Origin of the sequence: Rhodanobacter spathiphylli B39, assembly GCF_000264295.1 — a bacterium.
In the GTDB taxonomy this organism is placed as follows: Bacteria; Pseudomonadota; Gammaproteobacteria; order Xanthomonadales; family Rhodanobacteraceae; genus Rhodanobacter; species Rhodanobacter spathiphylli.
This window is the reverse complement of record NZ_AJXT01000003.1, coordinates 39,287-58,300: the sequence shown is the minus strand read 5'-3', so window position 1 is coordinate 58,300 and position 19,014 is coordinate 39,287. Positions and strand designations below refer to the sequence as shown.

Genomic DNA, 19,014 nt, shown 5'->3' with positions numbered 1-19,014 from the left:
CCCCTGCGCGCAGGGGGAGGTTGGGAGGGGGTTGCCCGGACTGGCGAGGGGCTGAAGATCAAAAGCACCCCTCCCCAGCCCTCCCCTGCGTTGCAGGGGAGGGAGTCGTCAGGAAGCGCGGGGCGGGCCCGGGCGTGGCGCGCTGGTGCCCAGCGTGTCGGTGGTCAGCGGGGCGCCGGCGGTGATCAGGGCGCCGCGCTGTTCGGCCAGCGGCAGGCGCAGCATGCAGTCCTCGAAGCGGGCCAGTTTCTGGAACGCGGGCTGGGCCTGCACCTGCGCCACCAGGGCGGCCATCAGCGGCCAGCGTTCGGCGTCGATCGCGTAGCGCACGAACGAGGCGGTGCGGAAGAAGCTGGCGAGGCTGATGTCGGCAATCGACAGTGCGCCGAACACGAAGCCGTCGTCCGGCAGTTGCTGCTCCAGATAATCGAGCGCGGCGGGAATCTCCACTTCGAGCGCGTGCTGTACCACGACCTCGTTCGGCGCTTCGCCGAAGATGTGGCGCTTGATCGCCAGCTGGTGGAACAGCCGCCAGATCAGGCCGTCGGCCAGCCGCGTGTCGGCGTATTCCTCCAGCCAGCGGGCGCGGGCGCGATCGGCGATGTCGCGGGGGTAGAGCGAGGGCGTGGGGTGCTGGTCCTCCAGGTACTGGCAGATCACGCTGGAGTCGCTGAGCACCAGGTCGCCATCCACCAATACCGGGATGCGGCGCAGCGGACTGAGCCGGCTGAATTCGTCGTTGCCCACGAACGGCGCGATCGGATCGACTTCGTATTCCAGCCCCTTCAGTTCCAGGCAGGCCAGCACCTTGCGCACGTAAGGGGAAATGTAGTTGCCGATGATTCTGAGGCGTTGCGCCACGGGTCATCTCCTCCGGACCGGATGCCGCAGCGTGCGATGGCCGTCGCCCGCGCGTCAAGCTGGCCGGCCCGCGGCGCCGTGGTCGGTCGTCACGCACCGATCGATGTCCGTGCGGCAGCGTATTTTTTGCGGCATGGACCGACAGTCGGGACCAATGGCAGGGGTGCCATTGGTCATGCGCACGCTAGCATCGGGCGTTCGGTTACATCTGGGCCATGGTCGGCAGTCGCAGCAATCCGCTTTCGCAAGGGGAACGCAACATGAGTTTGATGATCGGCAGTTCGCGCGTGCTGGGCGCGCTGGTATTGGGGTCGTTGTCCGCCGGTGTCGCCGCGCAGGGGCGAACCCTGAGCGCGAACGACTATGCACAGGCAGAGCGTTTCATGGGTTACAACACCGCACCGCTGGTCGACCACGCGGTGCAGAAGGTCGACTGGCTCGATGCCGGTCATTTCTGGTACGTCGACCACGACGCCACCGGCGACCACTTCGTCCGGATGGACGTGGCCAGCGGCAAGACCGCGCCGCTGTTCGACCAGACCAAGCTGGCGGCGGCGCTGGCCAAGGTCGGTGGCAAGAGTGTCGACGCCGGCAAGCTGCCGGTGCGCAGCTACAAGCGGATGGCCGATGGCCGCATCGATGTCGGCGTGAGCGGCAAGCATTACGCGTGTGACCTCGCCGCCGTCGAGGCCAGCTGCGCCGATCTTTCGAAGCTGGTGAAGACCGGCGACGAGCCGGGCGCGCTGTCGCCCGATGGCAGGAGCGAGGCGTTCATCCGCGGCTGGAACCTGTGGCTGCGCGACGTCGCCAGCGGCAAGGAAACCCAGCTCACCACCGACGGCGTCGAGAACTTCGGCTACGCCACCGACAACGCCGGCTGGAAGCACACCGACAACGCGATCGTGGAGTGGTCGCCCGATTCGAAGCAGATCGCCACCTTCCAGCAGGACCAGCGCAAGACCGGCGAGATGTACCTGGTCAGCACGAAAGTCGGCCATCCGAAGCTGGAGCGGTGGAAGTACCCGCTGGTCGGCGACAAGGACGTGACCATGATCGAGCGCGTCATCATCGATGTCGCCGCGAAGAAGGTCACCCGCCTGCAGATGCCGCCGGACCAGCACCGCTCCAGCCTTTGCGACGACGTCAGCTGCGGCCCCGAAGGTGGCTGGGACGACGTGAAGTGGGCGGCCGACGGCAAGACCCTGGCCTTCGTCTCCACCTCGCGCGACCACAAGCACGAATGGTTCCGCATCGCCGACACCGCCACCGGCAAGGTGCGCACCGTGTTCGAGGAAAAGGTGCCGACGTATTACGAGAGCGGCAATGGCGCGGTGAACTGGCGCTACCTGCCCGAGACCCACGAGGCGATCTGGTTCAGCGAGCGCAACAACTGGGGCAACCTGTATCTCTACGACCTCAACACCGGCAAGCTCAAGCGGGCGATCACCAAGGGCGACGGCAACGTCACCGAAGTGCTCAAGCTCGATCCGAAGACGCGCACCGTGTGGTTCCGTGGCGTCGGCCGCACGGCTGGCGTGAACCCCTACTACCAGCAGTTCTTCAAGGTCAGCCTGGACGGCGGCAAGCCGGTGCTGCTGACGCCGGAGGCAGCCGACCACACGGTCACGCTGTCGCCGGACGGCAAGTCCTTCGTCGACGCGTACTCCACTCCCACCACGCCGCCGGTCACCGTGCTGCGCAGCGCCAACGATGGCCGCAAGCTGGCCGACGTGGCCAGCGCCGACATCACCCGGCTGAAGGCCACCGGCTGGGTGCCGCCGATTCCGTTCACGGTGAAGGGGCGCGACGGCAAGACCGACCTGTACGGCATGATGTTCAAGCCGACCCACTTCGATGCGTCGAAGAAGTACCCGATCATCGACTACATCTACCCGGGCCCGCAGACCGGCTCGGTGCGCGGCCGCAGCTTCTCGTCCGCCCGCGCCGATCACCAGTCGGTGGCCGAGCTGGGCTTCATCGTGGTGGCGATCGACGGCATGGGCACGCCGTGGCGTTCGAAGGCCTTCCACGACGCCTACTTCGAGCACGTCGAGGACAACACCTTGCCCGACCAGGTGGCCGGGCTGAAGGAGCTGGGCAAGAAATATCCGTGGATCGATCTTGACCGCGTGGGCATCTGGGGTCACTCCGGCGGCGGCAACGCCACGGCCGGCGCGATGTTCCACTACCCCGACTTCTTCAAGGTCGGCTGGGCCGAAAGCGGCAACCACGACAACCGCAATTACGAGGACGACTGGGCCGAGAAGTGGCAGGGCCTGCTGGTCACCGACAAGGACGGCAAGACCAACTACGACGCCCAGGCCAACCAGAGTTTCGCGAAGGACCTCAAGGGCCACCTGATGCTGGTGCATGGCACGATGGACGACAACGTGCCGCCGTCGAACACCTTGCTGGTGGTCGATGCGCTGATCAAGGCGAACCGCAACTTTGATCTGCTGATGATCCCGAACGCCCACCACGGCTATGGCGAAGCCACTCCGTATGCCACCCGTCGCCGCTGGGACTACTTCGTGCAGTACCTGGCCGGCAATACGCCGCCGGCGGAGTATCAGCTGAAGGCATGGCCCTGGCGTTGAAACCGGCCTCGACGCCGTGACGGCACGGCGTCGAGCCAACCCGGAGGGTTGCCCTGACCCTCAGCGCAGGCTGGTCTTCTGCGCCAGCCCCTTGGCCAGGGCTTCGTCCAACAACTGGCTCATCGACTGATCGGCCGCCTGCTGCACCTGCTGCTGCTGGCGGTCGAGCGCCTGCTGTTGCTTCTCGAAGCCGGCCTGTTGGGCATCCAGCGACTGTTGCTGGGCGGCCAGGCGGGCTTCCAGTTCGGCGTGGCGTTGGTCGAGCTGCGCCTGGGCGGCGTCCATTTCGGCCTGTCGCGCATCGAGCTCGCGCTGTTGCGCCTGTGAATCCGCCCCGTTCGCAGCGACCGAGGCGATGCGCGCCGCCATCCTCGCCTGCTGCCGCGCCAGCCCCGCCTGTTCCCGGGCGAAGGCGGCGTCCTGTGCCGCAAGCCCTGCCTGCTTGCCGGCGATCGCACCCTGCTGGCCGGCGAGCTCGCCCTGTTGCCGCGCCAGCGCAGTCACCGGTGCGTAGATGCGGCTGGCACGTTCCAGCATGGCCTTGTCGTGGATCACGTAGGCCTCGCTGCCACGACGAAACCACAGTATCGACTTGTTGCTGGCGCGGAGCTTCTTCACCGCATCGAGATCGGCGTTCGAGCCGTTGACGGTGATCATCGCGTCGCCATCGAACAGGGCGAAGCCATTGTCCGCGTGATCCGTGGTGTCGATGTCGACGTGCCGCGCGGAGAGGCCGCTGTCGCGAGGCGGTGCCGGCGGCGCGGGAGGTGGCGGTGGCGGCGGCGGGCTCATCGCCGGCAGTGCCGGTGGCGGTGGCGGCGGCGGTGGGCTCCTCGCCGGCAGTGCCGACGGCGGCGGTGGCGGAGGTGGTGGCGTCGCGACGGGCGTAACGGTCGACGTCATGGATGCCATCGGGGCGAGCGGCGCCAACGGCGCCATTGCCGTCGTGCTGGCCGCCGGCCTGGCGTGGTCGTGCTTGTCGCTGGCGGCGGTGACGCGATAGGGCAGCACGCCGATCAGGGCGATCGCGGCGACGAGCAGCCAGCCGCGCGCGCGGGACGTTGGCTGGTTTGCGGTTTGCTGAAGCATGGTCAGTCGCCTCTTCAGGTTGTGGAAGGTGGGGGATGCGCCGGCCAGGCCGGCATGGACGGGTTGGGCCACGCCGAGGCGCAACAGCAGGCGGCCGTAGTCCCGCGGCGTTGCCTGGTCGTGCTGCACGACCTGCGCATCGCAGGCCGACTCGCGGTTCAGTGCGTACTCGCGCATCGCCCAGCGCACCAGCGGATGGAAGCAGAACAGCCACTGGGCGAGTGCCGGAATCCAGCCCAGCCAGAGGTCGCCGCGGCGCAGGTGGACGAGTTCGTGGGCCAGCGCCATCGCGGACTCGTCGGCATCCAGTGTGTCGCGTGCCGGCAGCAGCACGGTGGGCCGCCACAGGCCGATGACCTGGGGCGAGACGATCGCGTCGGATACACGAAGCTGCGGGCAACGGCGCAGGCCGAGTTGGCGGGCCTTGCGTGCGCACAGCGCCTGCATCGCCCGGTCGCCGGTCGGTTGCGAGCCGCGCAGGACCTGTCGCGTGGCGCGCCATTCGCGCAGGCTGCGCGAGGCCAGCCACAGCAGCACCACCAGCCACAGCGCGATCACGGCGGCGCGCCAGGAAAGCACCGGTGCGGTGGCGGTCGCGACGGACGAGGCATGCAGCACGGCGTCATGGCCGGCCAACGCCGTGGCGTGGTAGGCGACCGGATGGGCAAGCTGCACCGTCGCTTCCACCGCTGGCGCCGGCAACCACGGCAGTTCCACCGGGGCGTGCCACAGCAGGCCCAGCAGCAGCTGGGCGCCAACCAGCCACCACAAGGTGCAGCGCATCGCCGACGACAGGCGCGGCAACCATCGTCCAAGCAGGTGGACCAGGCCGATCAGGCCGATCGCCTGGATGGACGTCCACAGCATGCGGGTGAGCAGGGTCTCAGCCAGGGCATTCAGCGCATCCATCTCACGACTCCTTCCGGCGCGACTGCAGCTGGGACACCAGCGCCTCGAGCTCGGCCAGTTCGTCGTCGCTGACCTCGGCGTGTTCGGACATCCACGCCACGAACGGCGAGACCGAACCGCTCAGGGTCTTTTCGACGAAGCTGCCCACCGCGCTGCGCATCGCCTCGCCGGCGCCGGTGACCGTGCTGTAGCGGAACATGCCGCGCAGCTGCTTGCGCTTGAGATAACCCTTGCCGCGCAGCCGTTCCATCATGGTCAGCACGGTGGAGCGGGCCAGCCCGCGCGGCTCGCCGAAACTCGCGGCGACCTCGCCGACCGAGGCGGCGCCGCTTTCGTCGATGTGCTGCAGCAGCGCCAGTTCCTGGTCGCCGATGGAAGGTTTGCGCATGACGGGCTCCGCTTGACTACAGATGTAGGCAACGTACGCCCTGCCTACATCTGTAGTCAATAGCCCTGGCGGCCGCCCTGCCGAAGGTCATGCAGCGCCCTACGGTGTCGTCACGCGGGTCGCCTGGGTGAAGATCACCTGCCAGTGGCCGTCGCGCTCGCGCCAGATGTCGGCGAAGCGCAGGCGTGCCTTGAACGGCTTGCCCTCGCTGGTGCCCTCCAGCGTGACCACGCCGCCCAGCACGGCGCCTCCGGGCCAGTGGCGCACGACCTCGTGCTCGATCGTGAACGGTTTCAGCGAGTAGCCGGGGGCGGTGTAGTCGCGGATGAAGTCCGCCTTGTTCTCGACCCGGGCGCGGCTGTTGAACAGCACGTAGTCGTCGGCGAGCAGGCGTTGCAGCGCTGCGCCATCGCCTTCGACCTGGGCGCGGTCGAACGCGGCCACCGCGCGGGCCAGCGCGGGCGGCAGCGAGGCGTGCGGCGCGGTTGCCGCGGCAGGAGCGATACCCAGCATCAGCGCGAGCAAGGTGGCGGACAGTTTCATGGTGGCCTCCGGCAAAGGCCCGGCAATCGGCCGGGCATGGCGCCGACGCTAGGACTCCGGCCGGTGTGCCGCTATCAAATTCTTGCCCGTGCGGACCAGCACCGACGGACGCAGGGTCTCGCGCGCAACGCGCGGGGTCAGTCCGACATGATGTCGGAAGGTGGCGCCGAAGTGGCTCTGATGACTGAAGCCGAGCTCGCTGGCCAGGGCGGCGAGGTTGTCCGCGCCGTGGGCGAGGCGGTCGAGCGCGAGCGCGATGCGCAAGCGCGTGCGGTAGGCGATCAGGCTGCTGCCGCAGGCGCGGCGAAACAGGCGGGAAAGGTGGAACGGCGAGCAACCGGCATGGGTGGCCAGGTCGGCCAGGCCGACGGCCGCGGTCGGGTCGGCCAGCAGCACTTGCTGCACCCGACCCAGTCGACGCCGAGTGGAGGGAGACAGCGATGCGAGGCTGGTCGCCGCATCGTGCCCCAGCACGGCAGTGCAGAGCCCGGCGGCTGCTTCCTCCACCCGCAGACCGTCGCGCTCGCCGCGGGCGAGCGCCGCATGGAGCGCACGATGCCGGTACTGGTCGATGGCCTCGACCGGACGCGCCGCGTCGGCCGACCCGCGCAGGCGCCGGCCGAACAGCGCCTCCTCGTGTGCGGGCGCCACCTCGAAACCACTGCCGGCGTCGCCGCCCTCGAACGGGTGCGAGATGCGGTAGCTGTCGCCGGCGCGGTAGAGCAGCGCGGTGGCGGGGTCGCCCACGTATTCCGCCCCGCGCAGGTGGTAACCGAAGCCGCCGCGCCGCAGCAGCACCAGGTGGGTGCGCTCGTCGCCTCGTTCGCAGCCGCAACCGCCGCGCGGGTGGCTGCAGTCGATGTCGGTGATCCGCAGCAGCGGACTGTCGAACAGCACGGTGAGACGGGAGGCGCCCATGGTTCGCTCGCTCGCGGCAGGGCGCCCAGCGTCTCAGAACGCCATGTCGAATGCCACCTCGCCCTGCACGCCGACCTGATACGCCGAGACGCGACGCTCGAAGAAGTTGGCCAGTTCCTGCACGTCCTGCAGGTCCATGAAGTCGAACGGATTCTTCGCACCGTATTTCTTCGGCAGGTCGAGCTGGACGAAGCGCTGGTCGGCGCAGTATTCGAGGTACTGGCGCATGTCCTTCACCGACATGCCGGCCACGCCGCCGGACAGCACGTCTTCGGCGAACTGCGTTTCGCAGGCGATCGCGTCCTCCATCATCTCCTCGATCTGCGCGCGCATCGCGTCGTCGAACAGCTCCGGCTCCTGTGCGCGAACGGTGCGCACCACGTCGAAGGCGAACGCCATGTGGCAGCTCTCGTCGCGGAACACCCAGTTGGTGCCCGCGGCAAGGCCGTGCAGCAGGCCGCGCGAGCGCAGGTAGTAGACGTAGGCGAACGCGGCATAGAAGAACAGGCCTTCGATGCAGGCGGCAAAGCAGATCAGGTTGAGCAGGAACTGGCGCCGGTGCTCGCGCGTCTCCAGCCGTTGCAGGCCCTGGATCGAATCGATCCACTTGAAGCAGAACGCGCCCTTCTGCCGGATCGACGGAATCGTCTCGATCGCCGCGAACGCGGCGTTGCGCTCCGTCGGGTCAGGGATGTAGGTGTCGAGCAGGGTCAGGTAGAACTGCACGTGCAGCGCTTCCTCGTACAACTGGCGCGACAGGTACATGCGCGCTTCCGGCGCGTTGATGTGCTGGTACAGGTTCAACACCAGGTTGTTCGACACGATGGTGTCGCCGGTGGCGAAGAACGCCACCAGCCGCTGGATCAGGTGGCGGTCGGCCGGCGACATCTTCGTGTCGAGGTCGCGCGTGTCCATCGAGAAGTCCACCTCCTCGACGGTCCAGGTGTTCCTGATCGCGTTGCGGTACATCTCGTAGAAGCCGGGGTAGCGCATCGGACGCAGGGTGAGCTCGAAGCCCGGGTCGAGGATGTGGGCGTTGCGAGTGGGTTGGGCGGACATGGTGTGGCTCCTCGGATACATGGATTTTCGTTCGTCATCCCGGCGAAAGCCGGGATCCAGTGCCTCTGCGTCGCGCTGGAAGACGCTGGATGACCAGCTTCGCTGTTGAAAAGCTCTTCCAGCATTCGCTGGAATGACGGTGGGGTGCCTTAGAACTTTCGTGCGTAGTCGTCATGCACGAAGCGGCTGACATAGGTGGCGAGGCCGCGGCCGGCACGCGCGAGTTGCCGCAGGTTCGCGACGTGCTCGGGGCCGGTGGCCTCGTCGGTGTATTCGTAGGTGTCGCCGTTGATGAAGCGGATGCGGATGAAACCGTCACCGCACTCGTAGGCGGTGACACCGGAGTTGCCGTCGAGATTGCGGTAGCGTTTCATCGCGACACCTCTCGCGTTATTGGCAGGCTTCGCAATACTCCGGGTTCTCCAGTGAACAGAACACCGCGGCGGTGGCCTGGGCCTGGTCGGGCAACGACGAGACGGTGGTCTTGGCGATCTTCGTCGCCGGTCGCGAGCGCAGGTAGTAGGTGGTCTTGATGCCGGCCTTCCACGCGTACATGTACATCGAGCTCAACTGGCCGATGTTCGGGTTTTCCATGAACAGGTTCAGCGACTGGCTCTGGTCGATGTACGCGCCGCGCGCCGCCGCCAGCTCGATCAGGGCCTTCTGCGGCAGTTCCCACACCGTGCGGTAGATCGCGCGCAGGCGTTCGGGGATCGCGGCGATGCCCTGGATCGAACCTTCGGCCAGCTTGATCGCGTCACGGATGTCGGACGTCCACAACCCCAGCGCCTTCAGCTCGTCGGCGAGATGACGGTTCACCTGCAGGAAGTCGCCGGACAGCGTCTCGCGCTTGAACAGGTTGCTGACCTGCGGCTCGATGCATTCGTAGCAGCCGGCGATGGACGCGATGGTGGCGGTGGGGGCGATCGCGATCAGCAGCGAATTGCGCAGGCCGTGCTGCCTGATCTGTTCGCGCAGGGCATGCCAGCGCGTGTCGTCGTGCGGCGTGGCCTGCGGCCAGTGGTCGAACTGCAGCTCGCCGCTGGCCGCGCGGCTTTCGGCGAAGCCGGGATGGGCGCCTTCGACCCGGGCCAGTTCGCACGATTGCGACAGCGCGTGGAAATAGATCTCCTCGGCGATGCGGGTGGACAGTGCCAGCGCCTCGGCGGAGTCGAACGGCAGGCGCAGCTTGAAGAACACGTCCTGCAGGCCCATCACGCCGAGGCCCACCGGCCGCCACTTCATGTTGGCGGTGCGCGCGGTGGCGATCGGGTAGTAGTTGAGGTCGATCACCCGGTTCAACTGGCGCACCGCGGTACGCACGGTGGCGGCGAGCTGGTCGTAATCGAACGCGCCATCGGTGACGTGTCGCGCCAGGTTCACCGAGCCGAGATTGCACACGGCCGTCTCGTCGACCGAGCTGACTTCGAGAATCTCGGTGCACAGGTTGGACAGGTGGATCACGTTTCCGGTTTTGGCCGTCTGGTTGGAGGTGGCGTTGCAGCGGTCCTTGAAGGTCATCCAGCCGTTGCCGGTCTGCGCCAGTGTGCGCATCATGCGGGCATAGAGCTCGCGTGCCTTCACCGTCTTCACTGCAAGGCCGTCGGCTTCGGCCTTGCGGTAGGCGGCGTCGAACGCCTCGCCCCAGCTGTCGACGAAGTGCGGCACCACCTTCGGATCGAATAGCGACCAGTCGCCGTCGTTCTCGACCCGGCGCATGAATTCGTCGGGAATCCAGTTGGCGATGTTGAGGTTGTGCGCGCGGCGCGCGTCGTCGCCGGTGTTGTCGCGCAATTCGAGGAAATCCTCGATGTCGGCGTGCCAGGATTCCAGATACACGCAGGCCGCGCCCTTGCGCTTGCCGCCCTGGTTCACCGCGGCCACCGAGGCGTCCAGCGTCTTCAGCCAGGGCAGCAGACCATTCGAGTGGCCGTTGGTGCCGCGGATCAGCGAGCCGCGCGAGCGCACCCGCGAATAGGCCAGGCCGATGCCGCCGGCGAACTTGCTGAGCTTGGCCACGTCGGCGTACTTGTCGTAGATCGACTCCAGCGAATCGACCGGCGAGTCGAGCAGGTAGCAGGAGCTGAGCTGCTCGTGACAGGTGCCGGCGTTGAACAGGGTGGGCGAGCTGGCGATGTATTCCAGCGAGGACAGCAGGCGGTACAGCTCCAGCGTCTCGCCGATCTCGTTGCCGCCCAGCGCGCAGGCGATGCGCATGAAGAAATGCTGCGGCGTCTCGATCACCAGGCGCGTTTGCGGATGGCGCAGCAGGTAGCGGTCGTACACCGTGCGCAGGCCGAAGTATTCGAAGCGGCGGGTCGCCAGCGGGTCAATCGCGTCGTTGAGCTTGCGCGCATTGGCGGCCACGAAGTCGCGCAGGCGATCGTTGAGGATGCTCAAGCTCGCCCCGCGCGCGATCGATTGCGAGAAACTCTGGATCTCCTGGCCGCTGACCTCCTTGTCGATGTACGCGCCGAGCAGGCGCGCGGCAAGCTGGCCATACTCGGGTTCTTCCGCGGTCAGCGCGGCGGCGGTACGAATCGAGAGCTGATCCAGCTCGGCCGTGGTGGCGCCGTCGTACAGGCCGCCGATGGTCTTCAGGGCAACCCGTAGCGGATCGACGCCGTGCAGGCCTTCGGCGCTGCGCGTCACCGCCCGCACGATCTTGTTGACGTCGACGGCTTCCTGGCCGCCGTTGCGCTTGGTCACGTGCATGGACGCCGCGCTGTGTGGCGGGGTCAGCGCGAACGCGGTTTCATCGGCGGACGGGCTGGGGGATTCGGCGCGCGCGACGGCGCGCTCGCGTTCGGCGGTATCGAGGGCTTGCATGGCAGGTGGCTCCGGCTGGACATCAAACGCCTGCTCCCGCGCGCAGGGCCTGATAGCGACGGATTCCGGAGGCGACGCGCAAGCGGGCGCCGGGCGGCGACCTGCTCCACGACGCACTTCCCCGCGGAAGCCGTCACTACGCAACGGGACACGTTCGTCCCGCTGTGCCGGCAGGTCTTCGGACTTGCGGACGAGGATCAGAGCGATCCGCCTAGTTGCTCCCGCTTCCCAGCCACGGAGGGCCAGTGCATGTGGGGGCGTTCGTTTCCGCTTTACCGCTGCGGGGCAGTTCCGGAGTCACACCGGATTCCCTTTTAAGCCCGACCGATGTCGCATCGGGTCGGGCACCGACGCCCACAACATATCGTGTGATCCCGGAAGGGTCAACCCAACAACTTGTGCATAAGTCGTGTTGCAGCCCGGGTGCGCCGAGTGCCGGCGCGGGCTGTGGCGGCGTTACAGCGCGTCGTGATCCAGCTCGCCGGTGCGGATGCGGATCACCTGTTCCAGGGTGCTGACGAAGATCTTGCCGTCGCCGATCTTGCCGGTGCGGGCGGAGCTCTGGATCGCCTCGAGCACGCGGTCCAGCTGATCATCGGCCACCGCCACTTCCAGCTTGATCTTGGGCAGGAAGTCCACCACGTATTCGGCGCCGCGGTAGAGCTCGGTGTGACCCTTCTGGCGGCCGAAACCCTTCACCTCGGTCACCGTGATGCCCTGCAGGCCCACTTCCGCCAGCGCCTCGCGGACGTCGTCCAGCTTGAACGGCTTGATGATCGCCACGACCAGCTTCATGGGTTTGGTTCCTTGCCAGGGCATCGATTGCGTCGGAGGGCCATTTTGCCTGCCTGCCGGAACATTGTCGCCTGATCGCGACGGGTGTAGGACAATCCTTACAACTATTGATGGAGCGTACCGATGGCGACGCCGATTTGCATTCACCTAATATTCAATTCGACGAGTGCGAGGCGCTATCCATGATGGATAGGCAGGATATCGACCAGATTGCCCTGCGACTTGTGTCGTTGGTACCGCCAGGGTTGGCACAGGCGCATCAGGATTTGCGAACCAACTTCCAAGATGTTCTGGCGCAAGGATTGCGCCGCCTCGACCTGGTCACCCGCGAAGAATTCGAAGTCCAGTCCCAGGTACTGGCGCGTACGCGCGCCAAGGTCGACGAATTGGAGCGACACGTGGCCCAGTTGGAGGCTGCGGTGGCTGCCCGCGCGGGTTCGTAAAACCGCCTCCCGGGAGCCGCCTCCGATCCGTCACCCTCACCCCGAGAACGATCGGAGGCGGTTATTTATTCAGCGTTGCTGATGGAGCCGTCCATGTCCATGCCCGTCAGCACCACGCCCTCCGCGCCTCCCCCCTTGCCGTTCCATCGACCCGCGGCCGCATGAGTCTTGCCGTTACCCTCAGCCGTGCACAGGAAGGAATCGCCGCACCGCAAGTGATGGTCGAGGTGCATCTTTCCGGTGGTCTGCCGTGCACCAACATCGTCGGCCTGCCCGAGGCTGCGGTGCGCGAGGCGCGCGATCGCGTGCGCGTGGCGATCCAGAACACCGCGTTCGAATACCCCGGTCGCCGCGTCACCGTGAACCTGGCGCCAGCGGAACTGCCCAAGGACGGCGGTCGGTTCGACCTGCCGATCGCGCTGGGCATCCTCGCCGCCAGCGGCCAGGTGCCGCGCGAGAAACTCGACGACTGTGAATTCCTTGGCGAGTTAGCGCTGAGCGGCACGCTGCGCAGTGTATCGGGTGTGCTGCCGGCCCTGCTGCGCGCGCGGGCGCGCGGGCGCCGGGTGGTGGTGCCGCGGGAGAACGCCGCCGAAGCGGCGCTGGTGGCCGACGTCGACGTGCGCGTGGCCGATACGCTGGCCGAGGTCTGCGGCTGGTTGCGGGGCGCCCACGAGCTGTCGATGCCGGTCGGCATTCCCAGCAACGGCGGTGCGGAAGACGGCCCCGACCTGGCCGACGTGCGCGGGCAGTTGCAGGCGCGCCGCGCGCTGGAAATCACCGCCGTGGGTGGCCACCACCTGCTGCTGATCGGCCCGCCCGGCACGGGCAAGACCATGCTGGCCGAACGCCTGCCCGGCATCCTGCCGCCGCTGAGCGAGTCCGAAGCGCTGGAGACCTGCGCCGTGCTGTCGGTGGCGGGCCAGGCGACCGACCTGGTGCACTGGCGACGCCGCCCGTTCCGTTCCCCCCATCACACCGCGTCCGCGGTGGCCCTGGTCGGCGGCGGTTCGTACCCGCGGCCGGGCGAGGTGTCGCTGGCGCACAACGGCGTGCTGTTCCTCGACGAGCTGCCGGAGTTCAGCCGGCACGTACTGGAGGTGCTGCGCGAGCCGATGGAGTCGGGCCACATCATGATTTCGCGGGCGGCGCGGCAGTCGACCTTCCCGGCCCAGTTCCAGCTGGTGGCGGCGATGAATCCGTGTCCCTGCGGTTACGCCGGCGACCCCCGCTGCCAGTGCACGCCCGACCAGATCCAGCGCTACCGCGGGCGCATTTCCGGCCCGCTGCTGGACCGCATCGACCTGTGCGTGGAAGTGCCGCCGGTGCCCCTGGCCGATCTGGGTGCGCCCCGCAGCGATCGCGACGAGGACTCCGCCACGGTGCGCGCGCGCGTGCTCAACGCGCGGCGGCAATCGCTGATGCGGGCGGGTCGGCCGAACGCGGAAATCAGCACCCGTGAGCTGGAGCGCGATTGTGCGCTGGGCGCTCCCGAGCGGCGCTGGTTCGAAGCCGCGCTGGAGCGGCTGGGCCTGTCCGCACGCGCGTATCACCGCGTGCTGCGGGTGGCCCGCACGATCGCCGACCTGGACGGTGGCGCCGCCCTGCTCGAACGCGAGCACCTGGCCGAGGCGCTGCAGTACCGCCGCTTCTGAGCACCGGGGAAAACCTGCGTGACTGGACGTTCCGGGACGCGCATGTTTCGATAGCGCCCGGATCTTCCCAGGGAATGCGATGACTATCGAGCTCAGCCTGATGCTCGCCGGCATGCTGGTGATCGGCTTCCTGGCGCAGTGGCTGGCATGGCGGGTGAAACTGCCGGCAATCGTGTTCCTGCTGCTGGCCGGCATCATCCTGGGGCCGGTCAGCGGCGTGCTGCAGCCGGACAAGCTCTTGGGCGGGTTGCTGTTCCCGATGGTCTCGCTGTCGGTGGCGCTGATCCTGTTCGAAGGCAGCCTGACCTTGCGCTTCCACGAGCTGCCGGGCATCGGCAAGGCGGTGCGCGGGCTGGTCAGTTACGGCGCGGTGGCATCGCTGCTGCTGCTGGCGCTGGCCGCCCATCTCGTCGCCGGACTGGCCTGGCCGATTTCCCTGCTGTTCGGCGCGCTGGCCTGCGTGACCGGGCCGACGGTGATCGCGCCGATGTTGCGCACCCTGCGCCCGAACGCACGCATCGCCAACACGCTGCGCTGGGAAGGCATCGTGATCGACCCGCTGGGTGCGCTGTTCGCGGTGCTGATCTACGAGGCCATCGTGTCGCGCCAGGAAGGGCACACCATCGGCATCTTCGTCGCCACGATCGGCTGCGGCGTGGGAATCGGTGCGCTGTCGGCGTGGACGATGGCCTTCTTCCTGCGTCGCCAGATGATTCCCGAATACCTGCAGAACTACGCGGTGCTGGCCGCGGTGCTGCTGGCGTTCAGTGTTTCCAACACGCTGACCCACGAGTCCGGCCTGCTGGCGGTGACGATCATGGGCATCGCGCTGGGCAACCTGCGCGGTGTGCACATCGACGACATCCTGGACTTCAAGGAAAGCCTGACCACGGTGCTGGTGTCGCTGCTGTTCGTGCTGCTTGCCGCCCGGCTGCAATGGCCCTTGCCCGACGGCATGCTGGGCGCCGGCATCACCCTGTTCGTGATCGCGCAATTGCTGGTGCGGCCGGTGACCGTGGCGCTCGCCAGCTTCGGCAGCAGCCTGAGCTGGCGCGAGCGCGCGCTGATCGGCTGGGTGGCGCCGCGTGGCATCGTGGCCGCGTCGGTGTCGGCGTTGTTCGCGCTGCGCCTGGATGCGCTCGGGGTGGCGGATGCCGAGGCGCTGGTGCCGCTGGTGTTCACCCTGATCATCGGCACCGTGATCCTGCAGAGCGCCACCGCCCGCCCGCTGGCGATCTGGCTGAAGGTGGCCGAGCCGGAGCCGCGCGGCGTGCTGATCTTCGGTTCCGACGTGGTGGCCCGCGCGATTGGCAAGGCGCTGGACGAGGCCGGCTTCCGCGTGGTGCTGGCCGACGACGACTGGGATGGCATCCGCCTCGCGCGGATGGAAGGACGCGCCACCTTCTTCGGCAACCCCGCCTCACCGCATGCCGAGCGGCATCTGGACCTGACCGGCATCGGCCGGTTGCTGGCGGTGTCCACCCATCGCGAGCGCAACTCGCTGGCCTGTGTGCACTACCGGCAGGAATTCGGGCGCGAAAAGGTCTACCGCCTGCGCAATCTCACGCCTCAGGAAAACACCGACCGTGCTGCGCTTGCCGGCAGCCTGCTGGCGCCGCCGCTGTTCGACGAGACGATGACCCATGGCCGCTTCGCCGAGATGCTCGAGCAGGGCTGGCGGATCAAGTCGACGCGACTCAGCGCCACCTTCGACTGGCCGCACTTCATCGAGCAGTACGGCTCGAACACGGTGCTGATGTTCGGCGTCGAGGAAAAAGGCGCCCTGCGGGTAGCCTCGGCCAAGCGCGAACTGGAGCCGAAGCCCGGCTGGACCGTAATCGCACTGGTGCCGCCCAGCGAGAAGTGAGGAACAAGGAGAGAGGAGTGAGGGAAAGCGAGAGCAGTCCGTGCCTTTGCTCTCTCTGACTCCCCACTCCCCTGCACTCGCTTCTCTTCTTATCAGGCCGCCGAAGCCTGCTTGAATTGGGCTTCTTCGGTCGAGCCTTTCAGTGCGGTGGTCGACGACTGTCCCTGCTGGATCGCCTGGGTCACGGCGTCGAAGTAGCCGGTGCCCACTTCGCGCTGATGCTTCACCGCGGTGAAGCCGCGGTCGGCGGCGGCGAATTCCTTTTCCTGCAGTTCGACGAAGGCGCTCATCTGGCGGCGAGCATAGCCGTGCGCCAGGTCGAACATGCCGTAGTTGAGGCTGTGGAAGCCGGCCAGGGTGATGAACTGGAACTTGTAGCCCATCGCGCCCAGTTCCTTCTGGAAGTTGGCGATGGTGGCGTCGTCCAGGTTCTTCTTCCAGTTGAAGCTGGGTGAGCAGTTGTAGGCCAGCATCTTGCCGGGGAATTTCGCGTGGATCGCCTCGGCGAAGCGGCGCGCGTCGTCCAGGTTCGGCTTGCTGGTCTCGCACCAGATCAGGTCGGCGTATGGCGCGTAGGCGAGGCCGCGGCTGATCGCCTGGTCCAGGCCGGGCCTGACGCGGAAGAAGCCTTCGACGGTGCGTTCGCCGGTGATGAAGGCCTTGTCGTTGTCATCGATGTCCGAGGTGAGCAGGTCCGCGGCGTCGGCGTCGGTGCGCGCCACCAGCAGGGTCGGCACGCCGGCCACGTCGGCGGCCAGGCGCGCCGCGTTCAACTTGTCGACCGCCTCGCGGGTCGGCACCAGCACCTTGCCGCCCATGTGGCCGCACTTCTTCACGCTGGCCAGCTGGTCCTCGAAGTGCACGCCGGCGGCGCCGGCCTCGATCATCGCCTTCATCAGCTCGAACGCATTCAGCACGCCGCCGAAGCCGGCTTCGGCGTCAGCCACGATCGGCACCAGCCAGTCGCAGTCGTCCTTGCCTTCGGCATGATGCAACTGATCGGCGCGCAGCAAGGTGTTGTTGATGCGCTTCACCACCAGCGGTACCGAGTTGGCCGGGTACAGCGACTGGTCGGGATACATCTCGCCGGCCACGTTGGCGTCGGCGGCGACCTGCCAGCCGCTCAGGTAGATCGCCTGCAGGCCGGCCTTGACCTGCTGCATCGCCTGATTGCCGGTGAGTGCCCCAAGGGCATTGACGAAGTCTTCCTTGTGCAGGGATTTCCACAGCCGCTCGGCACCATGGCGGGCCAGCGAGTGCTCCACGTGCACGGTGCCGCGCAGGCGCACCACGTCCTCGGCGGAGTAGTTGCGCTGCACGCCGGTCCAGCGCGGATTGTTGTTCCAGTCCAGGGTGATCTGTTCGGCGGTCGGCAGGGTCGTGGTCTTCATGGCATGGCTCCGTGGGACGATGATTCGTGGCAGGCGGATCGGTGGGACTCAGGCGAGCTGGTCGTAGGCGGGCAGGGTGAGGAAGTCGCCGAGTACCTCGGCGTGGGTCATCGCCGAGAGCAGGGCAGCGGCCGCGTCGGCGCGGGCGGCGCCCGGGTGCTGGCTGTCACGCAGTCGGTGGGTGTGGCAGGCCAGCGCGTGATCGAACAGGGCGAAGTCGATCGGTGCGTGGTCGGGGAATGCCAGGGCGTCCGTGCCCGGGCCGTCGGCGTGGTGCAGCCACTGCCACAACTGGGCGCGGGCAATTTCGGCGGTGGCGGCGTCTTCCATCAGGTGATGGATCGGCACGCAGCCCAGGCCGTCGAGCCAGGCGGCGGTGTAGCGCAGGCACACCTCGACGTTGTTGTCGAAGCCGGCTCGGGTGATGGTGCCGTTGGGCGCGGCGAGCAGCTGCTCGCGGCTGACCTGCACATCCCGGCGCAGCACGCCAAGCTGGTTGGCGCCGGGCATGTGCTGGTCGAAGACCTGCTGCGCCACGGGCACCAGCGCCGGGTGCGCCACCCAGGTGCCGTCGTGGCCGGCCTGCACCTCGCGCAGCTTGTCGGCGCGCACCTTGGCCAGCGCTGCTTCGTTGGCGGCTTCGTCGCCCTTGATCGGGATCTGCGCGGCCATGCCGCCCATCGCGAAAGCGCCGCGGCGATGGCAGGTCTGGATCAGCAGTTCGGAATACGCCTTCAGGAATGGTGCGGTCATCTGCACCTGGCTGCGCTCGGGCAGCAGGCGGTCGCGATGGCCGCGCAGGGTCTTCAGATACGAAAAGATGTAGTCCCAGCGGCCGCAATTGAGGCCGACCGCGCGACGGCGCAGCGCATGCAGGATCTCGTGCATCTGGAACGCCGCCGGCAGCGTCTCGATCAGCACGGTGGCCTTCATCGTGCCCACCGGCAGCTGGAGTTCGTTCTCGGCATCGGCCATCACCGCATCCCACAGCGCGGCTTCCTCCATTGCCTCGAGCTTCGGCAGGTAGAAATACGGGCCACGGTCACGGCTGTGCAGGGCGCGGGCGTTGTGCAGCACGAACAGGGCGAAGTCGACCAGGGCGCCGGACATCGGCTCGCCATCCACGCTGAAGAACTTGTCGTGCAGGTGCCAGCCGCGGGGACGCACCACCAGCACGGCGGGGTTGTCGCCCACGCGGTAGTGCTTGCCCTCGGGCGAGGTGAAATCGATCGAGCCGTTCACCGCGTCGCGCAGGTTGAGCTGGCCGTCGAGCTGGTTGGCGAAGGTCGGCGCCGAGGAGTCCTCGAAGTCGGCCATGAACACCTTCGCGCCGGAGTTCAGCGCGTTGATGATCATCTTGCGCTCGACCGGGCCGGTGATCTCGACGCGCCGGTCGCGCAGCGCCGACGGGATCGGCGCCACGCTCCAGTCCGATTCGCGGATCGCCGCCGTGTCGGCGCGGAAGTCGGGCAGGCCGCCGGCGTCGTACGTCGCCTGGCGCTCGCGTCGCGCCTGCAGCAACTTCTGGCGGGTCGGTTCGAAGCGGCGGTGCAGCCGGGTCAGCAAGGCCAGCGCTGCCGGGGTCAGGATGCTCGCGTAACCGGCCGGGTCGGCATGAATCTCGATGGCGCCGAGTTCGAGTCTTTCCTGCGGTACTGCCATGGTGTCGC

At 67.5% G+C, this 19,014-nt stretch carries 15 protein-coding genes and 1 riboswitch; of the genes, 4 read left to right on the top strand and 11 right to left on the bottom strand.

The genetic code is table 11. The features are described from left to right. Positions 1-108: 108 nt before the first annotated feature. On the bottom strand, positions 109-861 hold the full coding sequence (locus UU7_RS00340) for a glutathione S-transferase family protein (protein ID WP_007804262.1): 753 nt from the start codon (positions 859-861) through the stop codon (positions 109-111). Between the two features lie 260 nt (positions 862-1,121). Between UU7_RS00340 and UU7_RS00335 the strand changes: the two genes are divergently transcribed. Continuing rightward, positions 1,122-3,458 carry a S9 family peptidase gene (locus UU7_RS00335; RefSeq protein WP_040672626.1) on the top strand — a complete coding sequence of 779 codons (2,337 nt, stop codon included), beginning with the start codon at positions 1,122-1,124 and terminating at the stop codon, positions 3,456-3,458. A gap of 60 nt (positions 3,459-3,518) precedes the next feature. On the opposite strand, the gene UU7_RS00330 is transcribed toward UU7_RS00335, so the two are convergent. The 8 genes from UU7_RS00330 to glnK all read right to left on the bottom strand — a co-directional run bounded on the left by UU7_RS00330 (position 3,519) and on the right by glnK (position 11,988). After that, positions 3,519-5,456, bottom strand: coding sequence for a M56 family metallopeptidase (locus UU7_RS00330; RefSeq protein ID WP_007804258.1), 1,938 nt, complete (start codon positions 5,454-5,456; stop codon positions 3,519-3,521). Between the two features lies 1 nt (position 5,457). Further along, the gene (locus UU7_RS00325) at positions 5,458-5,844 is read right to left on the bottom strand and encodes a BlaI/MecI/CopY family transcriptional regulator (protein ID WP_007804256.1); all 387 of its coding nucleotides are present in this window, start codon (positions 5,842-5,844) and stop codon (positions 5,458-5,460) included. Positions 5,845-5,943: 99 nt separating this feature from the next. Then, positions 5,944-6,387 (bottom strand): nuclear transport factor 2 family protein, encoded by a 444-nt coding sequence (locus tag UU7_RS00320; protein ID WP_007804253.1) that lies wholly within the window; start codon positions 6,385-6,387, stop codon positions 5,944-5,946. Between the two features lie 48 nt (positions 6,388-6,435). Continuing rightward, positions 6,436-7,305 carry a helix-turn-helix transcriptional regulator gene (locus tag UU7_RS17305; RefSeq protein WP_007804251.1) on the bottom strand — a complete coding sequence of 290 codons (870 nt, stop codon included), beginning with the start codon at positions 7,303-7,305 and terminating at the stop codon, positions 6,436-6,438. Positions 7,306-7,338: 33 nt separating this feature from the next. Beyond that, positions 7,339-8,364, bottom strand: a complete 1,026-nt coding sequence (locus UU7_RS00310; protein ID WP_007804249.1) for a ribonucleotide-diphosphate reductase subunit beta — start codon at positions 8,362-8,364, stop codon at positions 7,339-7,341. Between the two features lie 149 nt (positions 8,365-8,513). Next, positions 8,514-8,738: a hypothetical protein gene (locus tag UU7_RS00305; protein ID WP_007804247.1), complete on the bottom strand. Its 225-nt coding sequence runs from the start codon at positions 8,736-8,738 to the stop codon at positions 8,514-8,516. Between the two features lie 16 nt (positions 8,739-8,754). Continuing rightward, positions 8,755-11,193 carry a ribonucleoside-diphosphate reductase subunit alpha gene (locus UU7_RS00300; RefSeq protein WP_007804245.1) on the bottom strand — a complete coding sequence of 813 codons (2,439 nt, stop codon included), beginning with the start codon at positions 11,191-11,193 and terminating at the stop codon, positions 8,755-8,757. 152 nt (positions 11,194-11,345) lie between these two features. Further along, positions 11,346-11,560, bottom strand: a riboswitch (cobalamin riboswitch). A gap of 89 nt (positions 11,561-11,649) precedes the next feature. Continuing rightward, the gene (gene glnK, locus UU7_RS00295; protein ID WP_007804243.1) at positions 11,650-11,988 is read right to left on the bottom strand and encodes a P-II family nitrogen regulator; all 339 of its coding nucleotides are present in this window, start codon (positions 11,986-11,988) and stop codon (positions 11,650-11,652) included. Between the two features lie 182 nt (positions 11,989-12,170). Here glnK and UU7_RS00290 point away from each other — a divergent pair, with 182 nt between their 5' ends. The 3 genes from UU7_RS00290 (at position 12,171) to UU7_RS00280 (ending at position 15,953) form a co-directional block, all read left to right on the top strand. Continuing rightward, the gene (locus UU7_RS00290) at positions 12,171-12,431 is read left to right on the top strand and encodes an accessory factor UbiK family protein (protein WP_040672624.1); all 261 of its coding nucleotides are present in this window, start codon (positions 12,171-12,173) and stop codon (positions 12,429-12,431) included. Positions 12,432-12,592: 161 nt separating this feature from the next. After that, positions 12,593-14,086: a YifB family Mg chelatase-like AAA ATPase gene (locus UU7_RS00285; RefSeq protein ID WP_083845887.1), complete on the top strand. Its 1,494-nt coding sequence runs from the start codon at positions 12,593-12,595 to the stop codon at positions 14,084-14,086. Positions 14,087-14,165: 79 nt separating this feature from the next. Beyond that, positions 14,166-15,953, top strand: a complete 1,788-nt coding sequence (locus tag UU7_RS00280; protein ID WP_007804237.1) for a cation:proton antiporter — start codon at positions 14,166-14,168, stop codon at positions 15,951-15,953. Between the two features lie 92 nt (positions 15,954-16,045). Here UU7_RS00280 and aceA read toward each other — a convergent pair whose 3' ends face one another. Together aceA and aceB are read right to left on the bottom strand one after the other, a co-directional pair. Further along, positions 16,046-17,344 carry an isocitrate lyase gene (gene aceA / locus UU7_RS00275; RefSeq protein ID WP_007804234.1) on the bottom strand — a complete coding sequence of 433 codons (1,299 nt, stop codon included), beginning with the start codon at positions 17,342-17,344 and terminating at the stop codon, positions 16,046-16,048. 48 nt (positions 17,345-17,392) lie between these two features. After that, entirely contained in the window at positions 17,393-19,006 is a 1,614-nt protein-coding gene (aceB, locus tag UU7_RS00270) for a malate synthase A (RefSeq protein ID WP_007804232.1), read from the bottom strand. Positions 19,007-19,014 lie beyond the last annotated feature (8 nt).